The 19,150-nt window shown below is 63.8% G+C and carries 18 protein-coding genes; 15 read left to right on the forward strand and 3 right to left on the reverse strand.

Going from position 1 to position 19,150, the window contains the following annotated elements:
* Positions 1–5: 5 nt before the first annotated feature.
* From ACXR2T_RS11695 to prfA, 4 genes are all read left to right on the forward strand, one after another.
* The gene (locus ACXR2T_RS11695) at positions 6–1,334 is read left to right on the forward strand and encodes a homoserine dehydrogenase (RefSeq protein ID WP_458839487.1); all 1,329 of its coding nucleotides are present in this window, start codon (positions 6–8) and stop codon (positions 1,332–1,334) included.
* Entirely contained in the window at positions 1,331–2,305 is a 975-nt protein-coding gene (gene thrB / locus ACXR2T_RS11700) for a homoserine kinase (RefSeq protein WP_458816056.1), read from the forward strand. Before ACXR2T_RS11695 ends, thrB begins: the two co-directional genes overlap by 4 nt.
* Positions 2,306–2,471: 166 nt before the next feature.
* A complete protein-coding gene (locus ACXR2T_RS11705) occupies positions 2,472–4,523 on the forward strand; it encodes a hypothetical protein (RefSeq protein WP_458839489.1) in 2,052 nt (683 codons plus the stop codon).
* Between the two features lie 49 nt (positions 4,524–4,572).
* Positions 4,573–5,646 (forward strand): peptide chain release factor 1, encoded by a 1,074-nt coding sequence (gene prfA / locus ACXR2T_RS11710; RefSeq protein ID WP_458816060.1) that lies wholly within the window; start codon positions 4,573–4,575, stop codon positions 5,644–5,646.
* 489 nt (positions 5,647–6,135) lie between these two features.
* Here prfA and ACXR2T_RS11715 read toward each other — a convergent pair whose 3' ends face one another.
* The gene (locus ACXR2T_RS11715) at positions 6,136–7,422 is read right to left on the reverse strand and encodes a DUF4190 domain-containing protein (protein ID WP_458839490.1); all 1,287 of its coding nucleotides are present in this window, start codon (positions 7,420–7,422) and stop codon (positions 6,136–6,138) included.
* A 103-nt stretch (positions 7,423–7,525) separates the two neighbouring features.
* Here ACXR2T_RS11715 and ACXR2T_RS11720 point away from each other — a divergent pair, with 103 nt between their 5' ends.
* Complete coding sequence (locus tag ACXR2T_RS11720; RefSeq protein ID WP_458839491.1) at positions 7,526–8,914, forward strand: MFS transporter; 1,389 nt, start codon at positions 7,526–7,528, stop codon at positions 8,912–8,914.
* A gap of 2 nt (positions 8,915–8,916) precedes the next feature.
* Here ACXR2T_RS11720 and cysE read toward each other — a convergent pair whose 3' ends face one another.
* Positions 8,917–9,486: a serine O-acetyltransferase gene (cysE, locus tag ACXR2T_RS11725; protein WP_458839493.1), complete on the reverse strand. Its 570-nt coding sequence runs from the start codon at positions 9,484–9,486 to the stop codon at positions 8,917–8,919.
* A gap of 9 nt (positions 9,487–9,495) precedes the next feature.
* Complete coding sequence (gene cysK, locus ACXR2T_RS11730) at positions 9,496–10,431, reverse strand: cysteine synthase A (RefSeq protein WP_458839495.1); 936 nt, start codon at positions 10,429–10,431, stop codon at positions 9,496–9,498.
* A gap of 126 nt (positions 10,432–10,557) precedes the next feature.
* On the opposite strand from cysK, the gene prmC reads away from it, so the two are divergent.
* The 10 genes from prmC (at position 10,558) to ACXR2T_RS11780 (ending at position 19,129) form a co-directional block, all read left to right on the forward strand.
* The gene (gene prmC / locus ACXR2T_RS11735) at positions 10,558–11,484 is read left to right on the forward strand and encodes a peptide chain release factor N(5)-glutamine methyltransferase (protein ID WP_458839497.1); all 927 of its coding nucleotides are present in this window, start codon (positions 10,558–10,560) and stop codon (positions 11,482–11,484) included.
* A 20-nt stretch (positions 11,485–11,504) separates the two neighbouring features.
* On the forward strand, positions 11,505–12,170 hold the full coding sequence (locus ACXR2T_RS11740; protein ID WP_458839499.1) for an L-threonylcarbamoyladenylate synthase: 666 nt from the start codon (positions 11,505–11,507) through the stop codon (positions 12,168–12,170).
* Between the two features lies 1 nt (position 12,171).
* Entirely contained in the window at positions 12,172–13,296 is a 1,125-nt protein-coding gene (locus ACXR2T_RS11745; RefSeq protein ID WP_458816074.1) for an MraY family glycosyltransferase, read from the forward strand.
* A 32-nt stretch (positions 13,297–13,328) separates the two neighbouring features.
* A complete protein-coding gene (locus ACXR2T_RS11750; protein WP_458839500.1) occupies positions 13,329–13,826 on the forward strand; it encodes a Cg1360 family ATP-synthase-associated protein in 498 nt (165 codons plus the stop codon).
* 187 nt (positions 13,827–14,013) lie between these two features.
* A complete protein-coding gene (atpB, locus tag ACXR2T_RS11755) occupies positions 14,014–14,838 on the forward strand; it encodes a F0F1 ATP synthase subunit A (protein WP_489945533.1) in 825 nt (274 codons plus the stop codon).
* Positions 14,839–14,894: 56 nt separating this feature from the next.
* A complete protein-coding gene (gene atpE, locus ACXR2T_RS11760; protein WP_325093250.1) occupies positions 14,895–15,119 on the forward strand; it encodes an ATP synthase F0 subunit C in 225 nt (74 codons plus the stop codon).
* 37 nt (positions 15,120–15,156) lie between these two features.
* Positions 15,157–15,705, forward strand: coding sequence for a F0F1 ATP synthase subunit B (locus tag ACXR2T_RS11765; RefSeq protein WP_458839503.1), 549 nt, complete (start codon positions 15,157–15,159; stop codon positions 15,703–15,705).
* A complete protein-coding gene (locus tag ACXR2T_RS11770) occupies positions 15,705–16,481 on the forward strand; it encodes a F0F1 ATP synthase subunit delta (RefSeq protein WP_458839505.1) in 777 nt (258 codons plus the stop codon). Before ACXR2T_RS11765 ends, ACXR2T_RS11770 begins: the two co-directional genes overlap by 1 nt.
* Positions 16,482–16,537: 56 nt before the next feature.
* Positions 16,538–18,163: a F0F1 ATP synthase subunit alpha gene (gene atpA, locus ACXR2T_RS11775; protein ID WP_458816085.1), complete on the forward strand. Its 1,626-nt coding sequence runs from the start codon at positions 16,538–16,540 to the stop codon at positions 18,161–18,163.
* Positions 18,164–18,238: 75 nt separating this feature from the next.
* Positions 18,239–19,129 carry a F0F1 ATP synthase subunit gamma gene (locus tag ACXR2T_RS11780; RefSeq protein WP_458816087.1) on the forward strand — a complete coding sequence of 297 codons (891 nt, stop codon included), beginning with the start codon at positions 18,239–18,241 and terminating at the stop codon, positions 19,127–19,129.
* The last annotated feature ends 21 nt before the right edge of the window (positions 19,130–19,150 follow it).

Genomic DNA, 19,150 nt, shown 5'->3' on the forward strand with positions numbered 1-19,150 from the left:
ACACGATGATCGGAGACAGTGAAGTGAACGGATACCGTGACCTACGCGTCGCCCTGCTGGGCTGCGGCTCGGTGGGCGCCCAGACAGCCAGGCTCATTCTCGAGCACGGCGACGAGCTCGCCGCGCGTATTGGCGCGCGTCTCACCCTCGCTGGCATTGCCGTGCGCGATGTGAATGCGAAGCGCGACGTCGACCTGCCCCAGGAACTTTTTACAAGCGACGCTGACCGCCTCGTGCAGGGCGCAGATATTGTCATCGAGCTCATGGGTGGTATAGAACCCGCAAAGACGCTCATCCTGCAGGCACTGCAGGGCGGCGCCGACGTCGTCACCGCCAACAAAGCGCTCATCGCCGCACACGGGCCCGAGCTCGCAGAAGCCGCCGAACAGGTGGGCGCGCAGCTGTCATACGAGGCAGCCGTTGCCGCCGCAATCCCTATCTTGCGCCCGCTGCGTGAGAGCCTTGCGGGCGATCACATTACGCGTGTAATGGGCATTGTGAACGGCTCAACAAACTACATTCTCGACCGCATGGATCGCTTTGGTGACAGCGCCGAAGACGCGATGCGGGTCGCGAGCGAACTCGGTTATCTCGAGGCAGACCCGACGCTTGACGTCGAGGGTTACGACGCGGCGCAGAAGGCTACGATTCTCGCTTCGATCGCGTTTCACACCGAGGTGCCGGTCGAGGCCGTGTACCGCGAGGGTATCTCGAGCATCACGCTCGAGCAGATCGAGACAGCCAAGAAGGCTGGCTTCGTGATCAAGCTGCTTGCAATCGCTGAGCGGCTCACTGCTGCCGACGGCACGCAGGGTGTCTCTGCTCGCGTCTACCCGGCACTGATTCGCCGCGATCACCCACTCGCGGCGGTCTACGGTGGCAAGAACGCGGTGTTCGTCGAAGCCGAGGCCGCTGGCGAACTGATGTTCTACGGTGCGGGCGCTGGCGGCTCTGAGACCGCATCGGCGGTGCTCGGTGACCTGGTGTCAGCGGCGCGCCGCCACGTCGTGGGCGGCCCCGGCATTGCAGGCTCCCTGCACGCCGAGCTGCCGATCCTGCCCGTGGGCGCGGTCAGCACCGCCTACCAGGTGATGCTCGAAGTGCGCGACCAGCCCGGTGTGCTCGCGCGCATCGCGGGCCTCCTCGCAGAGCACGGCGTTTCAGCGGCGAGTGTCGAGCAGAACATCGCCGACGGCGCGCCCGGTCGCGCACTGCTCGTGATCGGTACGCACGTCGCCCGCGAGGCAGACCTCGCCGCGATGGTTGACGCGTTGCGTGCTACCGATCTGGTGCACGAGGTCACGAGCGTGCTGCGCCTCGAGGGCAACGCGTGAGCGCCGGATCAGCGGCGGGCCTAACGGTGCACCGCGCGGTGCGGGTGCGTGTGCCCGCCACTAGCGCGAACCTGGGCCCCGGATTCGACACGCTCGGCATCGCTCTGGCGTACGGCGATGAGCTCACCGCGGTGACCCGCGACGAGCCAGGCGCGCTCGTACACGTCACGGGCGTCGGCGCGGGCGAAGTGCCCACCGACGCTACGAACCTGGTCGTGCGCTCGGCCGCTCACGTTTTCGAGCGCCTGGGCCGCAACATCCCTGGCATCGAACTTTCTGCTCACAACCGCATTCCTCACGGTCGCGGCATGGGCTCCTCCGGATCTGCCATTGTCGCCGGAGTGATGATCGCCGCGGGGCTCCTTGAGAGCGATCCGGTGTCGCCTCTTGCCCTCAGCGAGACCCAGCTGCTTGCGTTCGCAACTGAGCTTGAAGGGCACCCCGATAACGTGGCGCCGGCGCTTTTTGGCGGGCTCACGATCGCTTGGACCACCGCCGACGGGCCGAAGTTTAAGAAACTGATGGTGCACCGGGGTGTGGCGCCGCTGGTGCTCGTGCCGAGCTTTACGATGTCGACCGAGCTTGCGCGCAGCCTGCAGCCGCAGCAGGTGCCGCACGAGGACGCGGTGTTTAACGTGTCGCGCTCGGCCCTGCTCATTGCCGCGCTCACGCAGAGCCCTGAGCTGTTGTTTGAAGCGACCGAGGATCGACTGCATCAGAACTACCGCGGGGCTGCGATGCCGGGCACGCGCGACTTGATCGCCGAGCTGCGTGCCGCGGGTCATCCGGCCGTCGTATCGGGGGCGGGGCCGTCGGTGCTCGTACTGTCAAACGGGCCCCTGGAGCGCATGGCCGCCGCCGATTTGGTCGCTGAGAAGCACCCCGATTGGCGCGTGCTTACTCTCGCGGTTGACACGAAGGGTGCTACAGTGGAGCCGATCCCCGCGCATTCTGCGCGCGTTTCCCAGTAGCGTTCCCGCGCGGCCGAGTGTTTCGGTGCACGGTGTTTGTGCCGCTGTGGAGGGGTGGATCATTTCTTCGTCAGGGCGACTGCCCGTCGATCCAATCGCACACAACGTGCAATTTTGCGGTGGTGCGCTTCGCGCCAGCTACGCAACATTCCGAGAGGAACACACTGTGGAGGACAACACTGTGAACGATAACGTGACCGAAACTCAGGCCAGCGCTGTTGCGGCTGAGACCGCCCCCGAGAAGCCCGTGCGCAAGCGCGCCTCGCGCCGTGTCACGGCTCCTGCTGGCGAAGCCGCAGCAGCCGTGACGGTTTCGGCGCCCGCGGCCGAGGCGGCGCCCCCTGTGGACGCTGCGCCCGCCGCTGCACTGGCAGCAGAGCCCGCTGAAGCGCCGAAGAAGCGAGTAAGCCGCGCCCGTAAGAAGCCCGTCACCGAGGCGACTGACAGTGCAGCCGAGGCCGCAGAGGCAGCGCCCGCAGCTACACATGCCGCAGATACTGCAGCAGCAGACCAAGCGGCTGACGCACCCGTGGTGGACGCGCCGGTTGCGGACGCACCGAAGAAGCGCGTGACGCGTGCGCGCAAGAAGGTTGCTGAAGCCCCCGCCGCAGATGCCGCTACGGCAGATGCGCCTGCAGCCGCTGAAGCTCCCACGGCCGCGGAATCTGCCTCCGTTGCAGACGATGCAACAACGGAACCTGAACCCGTGAAGAAGACGCGTCGTGCGCGCGTCACGAAGGCAGCGAAGGCAGAAGCCGATGCCGCTCAGCAGGCCGCCACTGCAGAGGCGGGTGCCACGGGCGCACCCGAGTCTGTCGCAGCCGCAATCGAGGCGAAACTTGATGAAGCTGCAGCCTCGTCGACTACGCCCGAAGCGCCCCAGGGGGCAGAAGAGACTCCCGGGCAGCCGGCTGCCGAGACGGCCGATTCAGACAAACCCGCTCGCTCACGCAAGCGCCGTGGCCAGAAGCAAGATCAGGCTGACGCCAAGAACGGTGACGCCAAGAACGCTGACGCCAAGAGCGCCGACGCGAAGAACGGTGACGCGAAGAACACCGACGCGAAGAACACCGAAGCGAAGAACGCCGACGCGAAGGCCAGCGACGGCGGTAACAACGGTAACGACCAGCACAAGCAGAACGATAAGAACAACGATTCTCGTTCAAGCCGAACGCGCCAGCGTGACCGCAAGCGTCGCGGCCAGGGCGACGATTTCGAACCCGAGATCACTGAAGATGATGTCTTGCTACCCATCGCCGGCATTCTCGACGTGCTCGATAACTACGCATTCGTGCGCACCACCGGCTACCTCCCCGGCACGAGTGACGTCTACGTTTCGCTCGGGCAGGTCAAGAAGTACGGCATGAAGCGCGGCGATGCTATCGTCGGCGCCATTCGCCAGCCCCGCGAGGGCGAGCAGGCGGGCCGTCAGAAGTACAACGCGATCGTCAAGGTCGACTCCATCAACGGGCGCTCACTCGAAGAGAACGAAAAGCGTGAAGAGTTCGCAGAGCTTGCTGCTATCTACCCTGAGCGCCAGCTTAAGCTCGCCCAGGGGGCGGGTCTTGGGGCCGAGATCGACGCCGCCGCTCCCGTAGGCTTGGGCCAGCGAGGTCTGCTCGTAGTACCTAAGCCCGCACGCGGTGTAGAGGTGCTGAGCCAGATTGCCGCCGGTGTCAGCGCGAATGCGCCCGACGCGCACCTGATGCTGCTGCTCACAAACGCGCAGCCCGAGGACATTACGCACCTCACGCGCACGGTAAACGGCGAGGTCGTCGCGGCGTCGTTCGAACGCCCGGCAGAAGATCAGGCCACCGTCGCCGAACTGGGTATCGACCGCGCACGCCGCTTGGCCGAGCTGGGGCATGACGTCGTTGTGCTGGTGGACTCGGTGGGTGACCTGGCACGGGCCTACGCTCAGGCACAGCCCGTTTCGGCACGCCCCGCTCACGGCGCGATCGACGATTTTGCGATCACCCAGGTGCGACGCGTTCTTGGCGCGGCACGCAACGCCGAGAACGCCGGATCGCTGACCGTGCTCGTCACGGCCGCTACGAAGACCGGTGTCGCAGCAGATAAGCAGCTGCTGCGCGAGCTACGCACGGTCGCAAACTGCGAGATTCGTTTCGCGCAGGCGACCGGCGCGCAGCTCGTCGTTGACGCGGAGCGTTCACGCACCCGCGGCGCCGCAGCCCTTCAGCCCACCTCCGCGGCCTAGCGCGTAAGCGCCCACGGTCACGCATACGCAACACACTCTCGGAGGAAACATGTTCGAACAGGTTGAGACGCTGCTCAAGGAGCACGAATCCCTGCAGGAGGCCCTGGCCGATCCGGCGTTGCACGCCGATGCGACACGCGCCAAGAAGGTTAACCGGCGATACGCCGAACTCAACAAGATCAAGGTCGCATACGAGCACTGGCAGCACCTGGGGGAGGACCTTCAGGCCGCGCGCGAGCTCGCGAAAGAGGACGACGCATTCGCTGAAGAGATCCCCGAGCTCGAGGCGGGGCTCGCTGAAGCGCAAGAAAAGGTGCGCAGGCTCTTGATTCCGCGTGACCCAGACGATGCGCGTGACGTGATTCTTGAGATCAAGGGTGGCGAGGGCGGCGCTGAATCTGCGCTGTTCGGTGCTGACCTGCTGCGCATGTACATGCACTATGCAGAGTCAAAGGGGTGGAAGACCGAGATCCTCGAGAAAGACGAGAGCGATCTTGGCGGCTACAAGAACGTGCAGGTTGCGATCAAGGCCAACCCGTCTGACCCTTCGCAGGGCGCATGGGCGCACCTGAAGTACGAGGGTGGTGTGCACCGCGTGCAGCGTGTGCCCGTTACCGAGTCGCAGGGCCGCATCCACACGTCAACCACTGGGGTGCTGGTGTACCCGGAGGTTGACGAGCCAGAAGAGGTCGAGATCGCACAGAACGACCTCAAGATTGACGTCTACCGCTCGAGCGGTCCGGGCGGCCAGTCGGTGAACACGACGGACTCCGCCGTGCGCATCACGCACATTCCCACCGGTATTGTCGTTGCGATGCAGAACGAGAAGAGCCAGCTGCAGAACCGCGATGCGGGCATGCGAGTGCTTCGCGCCAGGCTGCTCGCGCGTAAGCAGGAGGAAGCCGCGGCCGAGGCCAGCGCACACCGTTCGAGCCAGATTCGCACCATGGATCGCTCGGAGCGTATTCGCACGTACAACTTCCCCGAGAACCGCATTGCCGATCACCGCACAGGGTACAAGGCCTACAACCTTGACCACGTCATGAACGGCGCGCTCGACGCGGTCATCGAGTCGTGCATTCGCATGGACGAAGAAGACCGCCTGGCGAGCCTCGGCGAGTAACGCCAGACGCCCAAGGTATACAAACGGCCCCGCTCACACGAGCGGGGCCGTTTGCGTGAGCGGGCCCTAGACCATGAACGCCCAGAGCGGGTAGAACCTGACTCGTGCCACTTTTAGATTTTCGTACTCAATTTGATAGGAAATCGCTGATTGGATGCGGTGCTGGTAGGTGTTCGACCGCACGAACCAGGTCACAGAGAGGCGCCAAGACATCGTGTGGCCAAAAGTGGGTGTTATCAGGACCGATAACACCCACTTTTGGCCGCACGCCCTCTTTGCCGGGCTGCAACACACCTATTCCCCATAGGAATCGATCTTTGGTGCATTGGATGCGGGGTAAAAGCCGCATTCGCCTGGGCTGTTGCCACAAAAGCCTCGACATGTGCACTGCGCGCCAGCAGTAAAGTGGCACGAGTCAGGTAGCGCCGGACGCCCAAGGTATACAAACGGCCCCGCCCACACGAGCGAGGCCGTTTGCATGAGCGGGCCCTAGACCATGAGCGCCCAGAGCGGGTAGAAGACCAAGCTGTAGAGGATCGCGCTTACAACGCCCACAACGAGCATGAAGTATCCGATGATGAGCCCGGCGATCGCGAGACCCCGGCCGCTCTCACCCGTGCGGGCAATCTGTGCCAGCGCTACGTGACCCATCACGATGGCGGGTAGCGCCATGAGCACCGAGAACACGAGCGAAAGCACCGCGAGTGTGTTGTTGCGTGGCGGACGCTGGAGCTCGGCCAATGCCCACATGCTCGTTTGCGCGTCTCCTGCGCCAGCAACAGTCTGCGCGAGTAGTGCTTCTCGCTCAGCTCTCTGCTGTGCCCATGCAGCATCGCTCGTAGCGATGCGCCGTACAGCGCCCCTGCTCAATGCTTCCGCCATAAATACCCCGAGCGCAGTCACCGCCATCAGGATCCCCCAGTGCATTAAGACTGCCAGTACAGGGCTGGGGCTGTTATAGAGCCACCCGAAGTCTATTAGCAGTACGGGGAGGACTCCCGCCCCGATAAATACGGGTAGCGCAGCCCAGCCTGCACCACGTATCGGTCGCGCGACGAAGTAAGCAAGGGCGAGGAAGAATGTCATGCCGGTGAACATGCCTACGAAGGGCACCCAGACCTGGAGCAGAGACAAGACTACAAAGATAGGCGATATGGCCTTTCGCCAGCCTCGCGGTGCGGCGATCATGCAGTGTGCCGCAAACAGCACGGCGAACACGAGAGAGAGGCCGCGGTATTCAAGAAACGCGAAGATCGGGTAGGGCAGCGTCCCGTCCGTCAGAAAACTCTCGAACCAATACCGAGCCTCAAAGAGCGCACTGGCTAGGACTGCCACGGCGTAGAGCCCCGCGAGGGTCCACCAGAGCACCCGCTTGCGCCGCGCGGCGTGATCCGGAGCTTGAGACGGGGCGACGGGCGGGGGAGCCCCAAAACCCGTACCCGCCATGGGCGGCGCGAACATGGGCCCGCTGGCGCCGCCGTCGGGGGCCAGCGTGAATCTCGTGCCCGCGGGCGTGGGGGCGATGAGCAGCGCTTGCGGGGTAGTCGCCGCGAGCACAGCCGCGCCCGCAGGCGCAAGGCGGCGCGAGGCCGTGGCATCTGGATCTTGAGACATTGAGCGAGCCCAGTCACGCAGCTCAGGGTAGGCGCTCGGGTGCGTGGCGATGGTCGACGCAAACTCGGGGTAGCGGCCCGCGATATCGGCGAGATCTTGCGCGGTGGTGCGCGTGTGATGCAGGGCCGCCCACGCGAGCTCCCTCGTATCGAACGCGCTCACAAGTGCTCCTCACTGTAATGCATATGTGCCACCTGTAGCCAGGCAATGAAACTTATCTCTGTGGGTGAATTCTAAGCCCGAATGCGGCGATAGGCTGTTAGGCATGCGCACTGCCCGCCACCCAATGCTCCCGTGGATCGTTTGGGGTGTCGCGGCCATAGCGTACGCGGTGGCCGTGATCAACCGATCGTCGCTCGCGGCGCTCGGCCCAGCAACACAAGAACACTTCGGCATTGACGCGACCACGCTCGCAGCATTTCCGGTGATTCAGCTGGTCGTGTATGCGGGATTGCAGATTCCCGTTGGCCTGCTGCTTGACCGCGTCGGCACCACAGCGATGGTGCTGGGCGGTGGGGTTCTCATGATCATTGGGCAGGTCGCCATGGCGACCGTGCCCGAGGTGTCGCTCGCGATTCTTGCGCGCGTGCTCGTGGGGGCGGGCGATGCCTGCACCTTCATCAGCGTAATGCGACTCTTGCCCGAGTGGTTCGCGGTGCGCCAGCTGCCCACCGTGAGCCAGCTCACGGGGCTCATAGGTCAAGCCGGTCAGCTCGTATCGGTCACCCCGCTCGCGCTGCTCGTGGGTGCGGCGGGCTGGACGAACGGGTTTTTGGGGCTCGCCGCGGCCGGGCTGGTGGTCACCATCGTCGGCGCCGCTGTGCTGCGCGACAAGCCCGGCGCGCCTACACTGTTCGAGCGCATCACCGGTCGGCCGGGGCAGCTCACGCGCAATGCGCGGTCGCTCGCGGGCGAACCGGAGGTGATCACCACCTCCATCGCTCCGCCCGCTACTTCGTCGATTCCCGTCGTTGGCGCTGGGCGTGGCCCCGCATTTTTCGCGCAGGCCAGGCGCATGCTGCAGATCCCCGGTGTGCGGCTTGCATTCTGGGTTCATTTCACCTCGCCCTTCGCGCTCAACACCTTTTTGCTTCTGTGGGGTACGCCGTTTCTCACCGGCGGGGTGGGCCTCAGTACCACCGAGTCGGCGGGGCTTTTGAGCCTCACCGTGCTCTCCTCGATGTTCGCGGGGCTCATGCTGGGCCCGATTAGCTCACGCTTCGTCGAGCGACGCGTCTGGATCAACTTTGGCATCACTGTCGCAATCGCCTGCACGTGGAGCTTGGTGCTGCTGTGGCCCGGCGCACCGCCGATGTGGCTGCTCATTGCCCTGATCCTCGTGATGCCGCTGGGTGGGCCGGCGTCGATGATCGCGTTCGAAGTGCTGAGATCGCACGCGCCGCGCAGCTTCGCTGGCTTTGCGACCGGGTTCGTCAACACCGGCGGGTTCATTGCGACCCTGGTGGTCATGCTGCTCTTGGGGCTCTCGCTCGACGCTCAGGGCGCCGGATCCCCCGAAGACTATTCCCTCGAAGCCTTTAAATGGGCGTTCGCGGTGCAGGCGCCGCTGTGGCTGCTGGGGCTCACGATGATCATTGTGGAGAGTCGCCGGACGAAGCGTTGGATGGCGGAGCACGGCCGCCGCTTGCGGTGAGACTAGATCACGTAGAAGTCCGCCATGTCGGGCTGTTCTGCGTGCGGCGCCCCGCGGCGTGGCCGCGCTGCTGCCGGAATGCCAGTGAGCGTGGTCCAGGGTGGGGCAGAGCGCACCACAACGGCGTTTGAGCCCACCGCACTGTCGTGGCCCAGGTCGATTGCGCCAAGCAGCTTTGCGCCGGCCCCAACGACGACGCGGTCGCCCAGTGTGGGGTGACGCTTGCCTCGCCCGTGGCCCGTGCCGCCAAGTGTCACCCCGTGATAGATGAGCACGTCGTCACCTACGACAGCGGTTTCACCGATCACGACACCCATGCCGTGATCGATGAAGAGCCGCCTACCGATGGTGGCACCGGGATGAATCTCGATGCCGGTGAAAAACCGGGCACCCTGCGAGATAGCGCGCGGCAGGAACCGTGCGCCTCGGTGCCACAGCGCGTGTGACACCCTGTGCCACCACACCGCGTGTAACCCCGAGTACACGAAAAAGACCTCGACGGCGCCGCGGGCGGCGGGGTCGTGGGCGCGCGCCGAACGCACATCTTCGCGAATTCTCGACAGGATGCTCATGGGTCTTAGTTATACCTCGAGGTCTGCGAACAGGAGTGTTGAGAAGTAGCGTTCGCCCGAATCGGGAATGATGGCCACGATCTTCTTGCCTGCGCTCTCTGGGCGACGCGCCACCTCGACTGCTGCGGCAATGGCTGCGCCACCCGAGATGCCCACCAGGATTCCCTCCTTAGTGGCGAGGTCGCGTGCAAAGCGCAACGAGTCGTCCAGCTCAACATCGACGACCTCATCGTAGAGGTCTGTGTCGAGCACCTCTGGCACGAAGTTTGCGCCGAGTCCCTGAATCTTGTGGGGGCCTGCCTGGCCGCCCGTGAGAATGGGGGAGTCCTTCGGCTCGACCGCTACAACGCGCACGCCAGGGTTCTGCTCCTTCAGGTAGCGACCTGCGCCGGTGATGGTGCCGCCTGTGCCGATACCAGCGACAAAAACGTCGACCGAACCGTCAGTGTCGGCCCAGATCTCGGGGCCGGTCGTCTCGTAGTGCACCTGCGGGTTCGCGTCGTTGCCGAACTGGTTGGCGAGAATCGAGCCGGGTGTGTCCGAAACGATTTCTCTCGCTTTCTCGACCGCACCGCTCATGCCTGCCGCACCGGGTGTGAGCACAATGTCGGCGCCAAAGGCTTTGAGGAACTTGCGGCGTTCAATGCTCATCGTCTCGGGCATTACGAGAATAACGCGGTAGCCTCGGGCAGCGCCGACGAACGCGAGCGCAATACCTGTGTTACCGCTCGTGCCCTCGACGATCGTGCCGCCGGGCTTCAGCGCCCCCGACTTCTCTGCCGCATCGATGATCGCGATGCCGATGCGGTCCTTCACCGAACCTGCCGGGTTGTAGAACTCGAGCTTCGCGTAAACTTCTGCGCCGGCGCCCTCGGTGACGCGCCCCAGTCGCACGAGCGGCGTGTTACCAAATGCCTGGGTGATGTTGTCGTAGATCCGTGCCATGGGTGCTTCCTCCTGCGTGTGTTGAACGTCGCTTACTATAGTCCCACCTTATTGGAGGGGTAGTCAGAAGTTATGAAAGGTGTCGCTCTGTTACGCGCGTTACCTGCGGTGTGGGAAGGTTGACGCATGGCATCAGATCCACGCTCGCTGCAGTACATGCTCGCCGCACTGTGCGACCAGTTCTCCCAGGCAGGCATCGACACGCCCGAGGCCGACGCCGAACTGCTTGCGGGGCACGTGCTGGGGGTTTCGCGTGGGCGCGTGCAGGCCCTTGCCATCATGGGCAGCACACTGGAAGGCGACGACGCCGCGCGACTCGAAGCGCTCGCAGCGCAGCGCGCCGACCGTGTGCCGCTGCAGCACCTGACCGGCCGGGCCGCGTTTCGCACGCTCGAGCTCCAAGTCGGCCCGGGAGTCTTCGTGCCGCGGCCCGAGACCGAGCTGCTCGCGCAGCTCGCCATCGATGAGCTCCGTGGTGCGAACGATGCGGTCGCACTTGACCTGTGCACGGGCAGTGGAGCCGTTGCCCTGGCGCTTGCACAAGAGGTGCCCGGCGCCCGCGTGTGGGCTGTCGAGAAGAGCGTCGAAGCGCACGCCTGGGCGACGCGTAACGTGGCCGAGTGGGGCGACGGCCGGGTGACGCTGCTGCTCGGTGACGTGGCAGAGCTCGACCCCAAGTATCCCGCCGGGCCCGTCGTTGCGCCCGCCAGTGCGGTTGCGCGGGCCATATTGCCGTTGGCGGGGCGCGTCACCGTGCTGGCCTCGAATCCACCCTATGTGCCGGCGGCCGCCATTCCCCGCGACCCCGAAGTGCGCGAGCACGATCCGGATCTCGCGCTGTACGGGGGCGAGGACGGCCTCGACGTCATTCGAGTTCTGAGCAGGGTGGGGCGTCACCTGGTGGCCCCCGGGGGGCTCATTGCGCTCGAGCACGCAGAGGAGCAGGGGGCGGCGATCCGGCGCTTGCTTGAGCGAGATGGCTGGACCCTGGCGCAGACCCACCTCGATCTGACGGGCCGAGACCGGGTGACGACGGCGCGGGCCGTGAGCTAACCGGAGTAAGCTGGGGGGCTATGGCAGAGGTCTTTGATTGCAGCGACACCACACAGCTTCTATCGGCGATGCGCGCGGCGCGCAGGTCGCTCGGCAGCGGGCAGCTCGCGGTGCTGCCGACCGACACCGTCTACGGAGTCGCGGCCGATGCGTTTACGCCCGAAGCGGTGCAGCGGCTGCTCGACGCCAAGGGCCGCACGCGGCAGTCGCCGCCGCCCGTGTTGATTCCCAACGTCGCCACGCTCGGAGCGCTCGCGGCTGAGGTGCCGAGCACGCTGCGCACGCTCGCCGAGACGTTCTGGCCGGGCGCGCTGACCATTGTTACGAACGCTAACTCCGCCCTCAGCTGGGACCTGGGAGAGACAGGCGGCACCGTCGCACTGCGCATTCCCAACCACCCGCTCACGCTGGAGCTACTGCAAGAAACCGGCCCGCTCGCTGTGTCGTCGGCGAACAAGACCGGTGAGCCCGCGGCGCGTACCGCAGCCGAGGCGCAGGCCATGCTTGCCGACTCGGTCGAGGTGTACCTGGAGTACGGCGAGGTTCCGGATCAGCCCCCGGCGTCGACCATCATTGACGCGACGGGGCTCACAGAAGACGGGGGCACCCTGCGTATTCTGCGGCAGGGTGGCGTGACACGTGAAGCCCTCGCCGAGGCGCTGCCTCGGGTAACGTTCGAGGACTGAGATGCTCCCGTACCTGATCGTGGCAGGGGTCGCCGTCGTGGTCACCGCGATCGCGTCGTACGTCGTGTTGCTGCTGAGTCGCAGGTTTAACCTCGCCCCCGCAGTGCGCGCGCGCGATGTGCACAAGACGCCAACGCCACGCTTGGGCGGTGTAGCAATGTTTGTCGGGCTGCTCTCGGCCTTCGGTGTTGGTGCGATGGTGCCTGAGTTTCAGTCGATCTATACCGAAAGCACCGAAATGTGGGCGTTGGCGGGCGCCTGTATCATCATCGCCGCCGTGGGGATCCTCGACGATCTCCTCGACCTCGACTGGATGATCAAGCTGGGGGCACAGTTCGCCGCGACAGGTCTGCTTGCGTGGAACGGGCTACAGATTGTGTCATTGCCGGTGGGCAACACGCTATTTGTGGGCTCGTCGGTGCTCAACTTTGGGATTACCGTGTTCTTCATGACCCTGGTGATGAACGCGGTCAACTTTGTCGACGGGCTCGACGGCTTGGTTGCAGGGGTAGCGATCATCTCGAACTCGGTCTTCTTTGTGTACACGCTGCTGCTGCACGAGCGCATCGGCAGGGTTGACGCGGTCACGCTCGCGAGCTTCATCGCGTGCATAGTGGTGGCGGTGTGTGTGGGGTTCATTCCTTATAACTGGAACCCCGCGAAAATGTTTATGGGTGACACCGGCGCACTGCTCGTCGGGCTGCTGATGGCGGCGAGCACCATGAGCGTGACGGGTAAACTGAACCCCGCTGCGCTCGACCAGAAGCTCGTGATCGCAAGCTACATTCCGATTCTGTTGCCCGTGGCCGTGTTCGCGCTGCCGCTCGCAGACTTTGCACTCGCCGTGTTCCGGCGCCTCAAGGCCGGTCAAAGCCCGTTTACCGCCGATAGGCTTCACCTGCACCACCGCCTGCTCAACATGGGCCATTCACCCGTGCAGGCCGTCATTATCTTCTACCTGGGTTCGGCTGTGCTCTCGACCGCGGCGCTGCTCGTGTTTACGCTGCAGAGCTACACGGTGCCACTCACGGTACTGATCATCGGTGGCACCGTGTGCGTGCTGGTGCTCCTGTTCCCGGTTAATCGAGTGCGCTCAGCGATCGCACGACGGAGCTTGCTACCTTAGGTCGAACGTGTGCCTACTGACAGGAGAACCGAGTGACAGAACACGAACCAACGCCGGGTGCAGACCGGGCCGACACCGCCAACTACGACGACGAGGCCATTGATCTGATGCCCACCTCGCAGCCGGTGCTGCTGCGTGCGGTGCGCTGGGGGATAGTCGTATCGCTGCTGCTCGTGGTGGTGTTCGCCGGAATTGGGTGGCTCGTCTCAGGGCTCACAGGGGTAGCAGGCGGTGCGATTGGCGCAGGCATTGCCGGCCTCTTCATTACGCTCACTGCTGGGAGTATTGCGTTTGCGAACAGGTTCTCTTCGAGCCCAATCTTTATTCAGATCTTTTTCAGCATTGTGATGGGCGCCTGGCTGCTCAAGATCGTTGTCTTCCTTGTCGCAGCGATCCTGCTACGGGAGCAGCCTTGGCTCAACCCGACCATGATGTTTATTGGAATCATTGTCGGTGTGGTGGTTTCACTCACCGTAAACGCGGTGGTCTTTGCGCGCGGGCGCATACCGATCGCTAATCTGCCAGGCTAGCGAACGGGCGCCAGACGCTGCGCCCATCGCAACTGTTTTTTTGGCCGTTCAGTTTCACTGAGCGCGAAAATATTGTTACACTGGTCGAGTCCCTGCCGGGCGCCACTTGTCGTGCGCGCAATAAGTGCTGGGGGCTCGTCCATCGTTCGAAGCCGTGCGGCTTCTTCCGCACCCCGAATACAGGAGAATGGCGCTGTTCCCAAACGCTATGCACCTCGTTGCCCCCGGACTTTTTGGTTCTGAATCGGGTGGCTTTCACGGCCCTACCCTTGACGACTTCTTCCCGGCGGCGGTGCTCTTTGAAGGTACGCCGTTCGAGATGAACCGCATCATGATCCTTCGTGTGGTCATGCTCGTGGTACTGCTGATTCTGTTCTGGGCAGGTACGCGCAACCTCAGGGTTGTTCCGAACCGCGCTCAGGGCGTTCTTGAGTTTGCGCTCGACTTCGTGCGCAAGAACATCATTGAAGAGCAGCTCGGCGCGAAGGAGGGGCGTCGTTTCGCGCCCCTGCTCATGTCGATGTTCTTCTTGATCTTCGCGTTTAACGCTACGGCGGTGATTCCGGGTGTCAACATCTCGGCGTCGTCGGTTGTGGGCTTCCCGCTCGTTATGGCGGTCGTTGCTTACATCGCGTTCATTTACGCTGGCCTGCGCAAGCACCCGGGTCGCTTCCTCAAGAACTCACTGTTCCCCGCAGGCGTGCCCAAGATCATGTACCTGCTCGTGACTCCCGTTGAGTTCCTCTCGACGTTCATCATGCGCCCTGTGACCTTGGCACTGCGACTGCTGATGAACATGCTCGTGGGTCACATGATCATGGTGCTGCTGTTCTCGGCCACCAACTTCTTCATCCTGTCTGCCGGGGGTATCTTCCCCGCCGTCGGCGCTGTCACCTTCGGGTTCAGCATCGCGTTCACGCTCTTCGAGCTGTTCGTTGCCGGCCTGCAGGCTTACGTCTTCACTTTGCTCACCGCGCTTTACATCCAGCTCGCGCTGGCTGAAGAGCACTAAAACCCCCACCGGGTGTTGGCGACCGCCGCACTCACATACGGAAGGAAACACATACTGTGTCTGTTCTCGCTGCAATCTCGGGTAACATCGCGACCGTAGGCTACGGCCTCGCAGCCATCGGCCCCGCAATTGGCGTGGCAATCGTCGTTGGCAAGACCATTGAGAGCACCGCTCGTCAGCCCGAGCTCGCAGGTAAGCTCCAGGGCATGATGTGGATCGGTATCGCGTTCACCGAGATGCTCGCACTCATCGGTGTTGCTACCTACTTCATCTTCGTTTAATAGACCACTCTTTCCCTAGTCTCGAAAGGGAGGCACGATGAACCCCGCATCGCTGTTCGTCGCCGCAGAAGCAGCCCGTAACCCGCTGCTCCCGGCAACGTACGACATGGTCTGGTCAGCGATTGTATTCCTCATCCTCCTCGTGGCCTTCTGGAAGGTTTTCCTTCCGAAGGTCCAGGTGATGCTGGACGCTCGCGCCGAGGCAATCGAAGGCAACATCGCGAAGGCTGATGAAGCTCAGGCTAAGGCGGAGGCCGCGCTGCAGGAGTACACCGCGCAGCTCGCAAGCGCCCGCCAGGAAGCTGGCGAGATCCGCGACGCTGCACGTGCAGACGGCGCGAAGATTGTCTCAAAGGCCAAGGAAGACGCCGTCACCGAGCAGGCACGCATCACGCAGGCCGCTCAGGCTCAGATCGAGGCAGAGCGTCAGAGCGCCGTTGTCTCGCTGCGCAAGGACGTTGGTTCGCTCGCGATCGATCTCGCCTCGAGCGTGGTCGGCGAGAGCCTGACCGATGACCAGAAGGCATCGGCTCTGGTCGATCGCTTCCTCGCTGACCTTGAGGCTTCCGAGAAGGCGGCCAAGTAATGGGCAGCGCGTCACGCGAAGCACTTGCGCAGGCACGTACCGCACTCCGGGACGGCCTGGCCACAAGCGTTGGCACCGAGTTGCTTGAGGTCTCGGGCACTATCGCCTCGAACCCCGCACTCGCATCCGCGCTCGGAGACCACTCCGCAGCGGCCGAGGCGAAGAGCGCTGTGATCTCACAGCTCTTCGGCGCGCTCTCCGCTGACGCGCTCGCGGTCCTTGGCGCCGCGGTCTCCGGCCGCTGGTCGAGCCCAGACGAGTTCGCTGCAGGCATCGAGGAGCTCGGCATTCGTGCTACGGGCGTCTCGCAGCCCGCGCTCTCAGACGAGCTGCTGTCGGTTGCCGATCTGGTCGCACGTAACCACGAGCTGCAGCTCACGCTTGGCAGCAAGCTCGTGGCCGCGGCCGGTAAGGTGTCGCTCCTTGAGCGCCTCCTGACCGGCAAGGTCTCGGCTGCTGCGATTACGGTCGCAAACCAGCTGGTGTCGTACCCTCGCGGTCGTCGTTTCGAATCTGCGCTGCGCGAAGCAGCTCGGATCAGCGCTGACCAGATTGGCTGCGATCTCGCCACCGTCACCGTCGCTGCGCCGCTTTCGGCGCAGCAGCAGGCCCGACTCGCGAGCGCTCTCGAGCGCACAGCGGGTCGCACCGTGAAGATCACCACCGTCATTGATCCTTCGGTCATTGGCGGGATCCGCGTGCAGATCACGGACGATGTGATCGACGGCAGCATCCGTTCCCGACTGGACGACCTGCGCACGCAGCTCGCAGCTTAGGGCACCACTTTTTATCCCGGGGGCCTAGGCTTTCCGGAACAGACAGAGGAATCGAAATGGCAGAACTCTCCATCAGCCCTGATGAGGTTCGTAACGCGCTGAAGGATTTCGCAGCGTCGTACGAGCCGTCGCAGGCAGAGAAGACCGAGGTCGGCACCGTCGTAGACGCAGCCGATGGCATTGCACACGTCGCGGGTCTCCCCGGCGTTATGGCTAACGAGCTCGTTCGCTTTGCGGACGGCACTCTGGGCCTTGCTCAGAACCTTGAAGAAGACGAGATCGGCGTTGTCGTTCTCGGCGAATTCACCGACATTGCAGAGGGTCAGCCCGTTACCCGCACGGGCGAGGTTCTCTCGGTACCCGTGGGCGAGGGCTACCTCGGCCGCGTTGTCGACCCGCTCGGCGCACCGATTGATGGTCTCGGCGAGATCACTGGCATCGAGGGCCGGCGCGCACTTGAGCTCCAGGCTCCCGGTGTGATGCAGCGTAAGTCGGTTCACGAGCCGCTGCAGACCGGCATCAAGGCGATTGACGCGATGATCCCTGTTGGCCGTGGCCAGCGTCAGCTCATCATTGGCGATCGCCAGACCGGCAAGACCGCTCTCGCGATCGACACGATCATCAACCAGAAGGCTAACTGGGAGTCGGGCGACAAGTCGAAGCAGGTTCGCTGCATCTACGTCGCTATCGGCCAGAAGGGCTCGACCATCGCTTCGGTGAAGGGCGCGCTCGAGGACGCCGGTGCCATGGAGTACACGACCATCGTGGCTTCGCCGGCATCGGACCCCGCGGGCTTCAAGTACCTGGCACCCTACACCGGCTCGGCCATTGGTCAGCACTGGATGTACGACGGCCGCCACGTGCTCATCATTTTTGATGACCTGTCGAAGCAGGCCGAGGCCTACCGTGCCGTATCGCTGCTGCTGCGCCGCCCGCCGGGCCGCGAGGCATACCCCGGTGACGTCTTCTACCTGCACTCGCGCCTGCTGGAGCGTTGTGCGAAGCTGTCGGACGAGCTCGGCGCAGGCTCGATGACGGGCCTGCCCATCATCGAGACCAAGGCAAACGACGTTTCGGCGTACATTCCGACCAACGTGATCTCGATCACCGACGGCCAGATCTTCCTGCAGTCAGACCTGTTCAACGCTAACCAGCGCCCCGCAGTTGACGTGGGTATCTCGGTTTCGCGTGTGGGTGGCGACGCTCAGGTGAAGTCGATCAAGAAGGTGTCGGGCACGCTCAAGCTTGAGCTCGCTCAGTACCGCGCACTCGAGGCATTCGCGATGTTCGCATCGGATCTCGACGCGGCAAGCCGTAAGCAGCTCGAGCGTGGCGCACGCCTCACCGAGCTCCTGAAGCAGGGTCAGTACTCGCCCTACCCCGTTGAGGACCAGACCGTTTCGATCTGGGCTGGCACCAACGGCTTCATGGACGAGGTTCCCGTCGCGGATATCCTTCGCTTCGAGCGTGAGTTCCTTGACTACCTCGGCCGCAACTCCGAGGCTCTCAAGACTCTTCGCGAGACCAACGTGCTCGATGACTCACTCGTGGCCGAGATCACCTCGCACATCGAGAAGTTCAAGAGCGAGTTCCGCACCAGCGAGGGCAAGAGCCTGAACGAGCAGTTCGAAACGCTCGATGAGGCAAACATCAAGCAGGAGCAGCTGGTCGTCAAGAAGTAGTGACGAGTGATGGCGGGGGCTTAGGCCCCCGCCTCACCGCCACCACCAGCCAGCACCGACGAACACAGGAGAGACATGGGAGCGCAACTTCGGGTCTACCGGCAGAAGATTAAGTCTGCCCAGACGACCAAGAAGATCACCCGTGCGATGGAGCTGATCGCAGCCTCTCGCATTCAGAAGGCGAAGGCACGGGTCGAAGCATCCACGCCGTACGCCACCGCGATCACCCGCGCCGTTTCAGCCGTCGCCACGCACTCAAAGACTGACCACCCGCTGCTCATGGAGGCCGATCAGGTCGTCCGTGCAGCGGTGGTGATCTTCACCTCTGACCGCGGTCTCGCGGGCGCCTTCAACTCGCAGGTGCTTCGTGAAGCTGAGGAGCTCTCAGAGCTTCTGCGCGCCGAGGGTAAGGAAGTTGTGTACTACCTGGTCGGCCGTAAGGCGCAGGGCTACTTTTCCTTCCGCCAGCGTGCCGCCGAGCGTGTATGGACCGGCGACACCGAGAACCCCGGGTTCGATACGGCGAAGGAAATCGCCGATTCGGTACTCGAGGTCTTCGCACGCCCCGCAGAAGACGGCGGCGCACAGGAGATCCACCTCGTATACAACCGCCTCATCACCATGGTGAGCCAGGTTCCCGAGGTGCACCGCCTGCTGCCGCTTGAGGTTGTCGAAGGCGTTGCTGAGCCTACCGAGGCGCCGGAGCCGCTGTACGAATTCGAGCCCGAGGCAGATGCCGTGCTCGAACAGCTGCTGCCTGCCTACATCGAATCGCGCATCTTCAACGCAATGCTCGAGTCGGCTGCTGCGAAGCACGCCGCCACTCAGAAGGCGATGAAGTCGGCGAGCGATAACGCTGACACGCTGATCCGCGACTACACCCGCCTCGCGAACAACGCTCGCCAGGCCGAAATCACCCAGCAGATTTCCGAGATTGTGGGCGGCGCTGACGCGCTGTCCAACTAGTCGAAGTACGAAGAGAGAGAA

It is taken from the genome of Leucobacter faecis (assembly GCF_054456635.2).

Excerpts from the sequence above, each read along its gene's own strand:
- ACXR2T_RS11695 (WP_458839487.1), top strand. The coding sequence starts at position 6 with ATGATCGGAGACAGTGAAGTGAACGGATACCGTGACCTACGCGTCGCC.
- prfA (WP_458816060.1), top strand. The coding sequence starts at position 4,573 with ATGTTCGAACAGGTTGAGACGCTGCTCAAGGAGCACGAATCCCTGCAG.
- ACXR2T_RS11720 (WP_458839491.1), top strand. The coding sequence starts at position 7,526 with ATGCGCACTGCCCGCCACCCAATGCTCCCGTGGATCGTTTGGGGTGTC.
- cysE (WP_458839493.1), bottom strand. The coding sequence starts at position 9,486 with ATGAGCATCCTGTCGAGAATTCGCGAAGATGTGCGTTCGGCGCGCGCC.
- cysK (WP_458839495.1), bottom strand. The coding sequence starts at position 10,431 with ATGGCACGGATCTACGACAACATCACCCAGGCATTTGGTAACACGCCG.
- prmC (WP_458839497.1), top strand. The coding sequence starts at position 10,558 with ATGGCATCAGATCCACGCTCGCTGCAGTACATGCTCGCCGCACTGTGC.
- ACXR2T_RS11740 (WP_458839499.1), top strand. The coding sequence starts at position 11,505 with ATGGCAGAGGTCTTTGATTGCAGCGACACCACACAGCTTCTATCGGCG.
- ACXR2T_RS11745 (WP_458816074.1), top strand. The coding sequence starts at position 12,172 with ATGCTCCCGTACCTGATCGTGGCAGGGGTCGCCGTCGTGGTCACCGCG.
- atpB (WP_489945533.1), top strand. The coding sequence starts at position 14,014 with ATGGCGCTGTTCCCAAACGCTATGCACCTCGTTGCCCCCGGACTTTTT.
- ACXR2T_RS11765 (WP_458839503.1), top strand. The coding sequence starts at position 15,157 with ATGAACCCCGCATCGCTGTTCGTCGCCGCAGAAGCAGCCCGTAACCCG.
- ACXR2T_RS11770 (WP_458839505.1), top strand. The coding sequence starts at position 15,705 with ATGGGCAGCGCGTCACGCGAAGCACTTGCGCAGGCACGTACCGCACTC.
- atpA (WP_458816085.1), top strand. The coding sequence starts at position 16,538 with ATGGCAGAACTCTCCATCAGCCCTGATGAGGTTCGTAACGCGCTGAAG.
- ACXR2T_RS11780 (WP_458816087.1), top strand. The coding sequence starts at position 18,239 with ATGGGAGCGCAACTTCGGGTCTACCGGCAGAAGATTAAGTCTGCCCAG.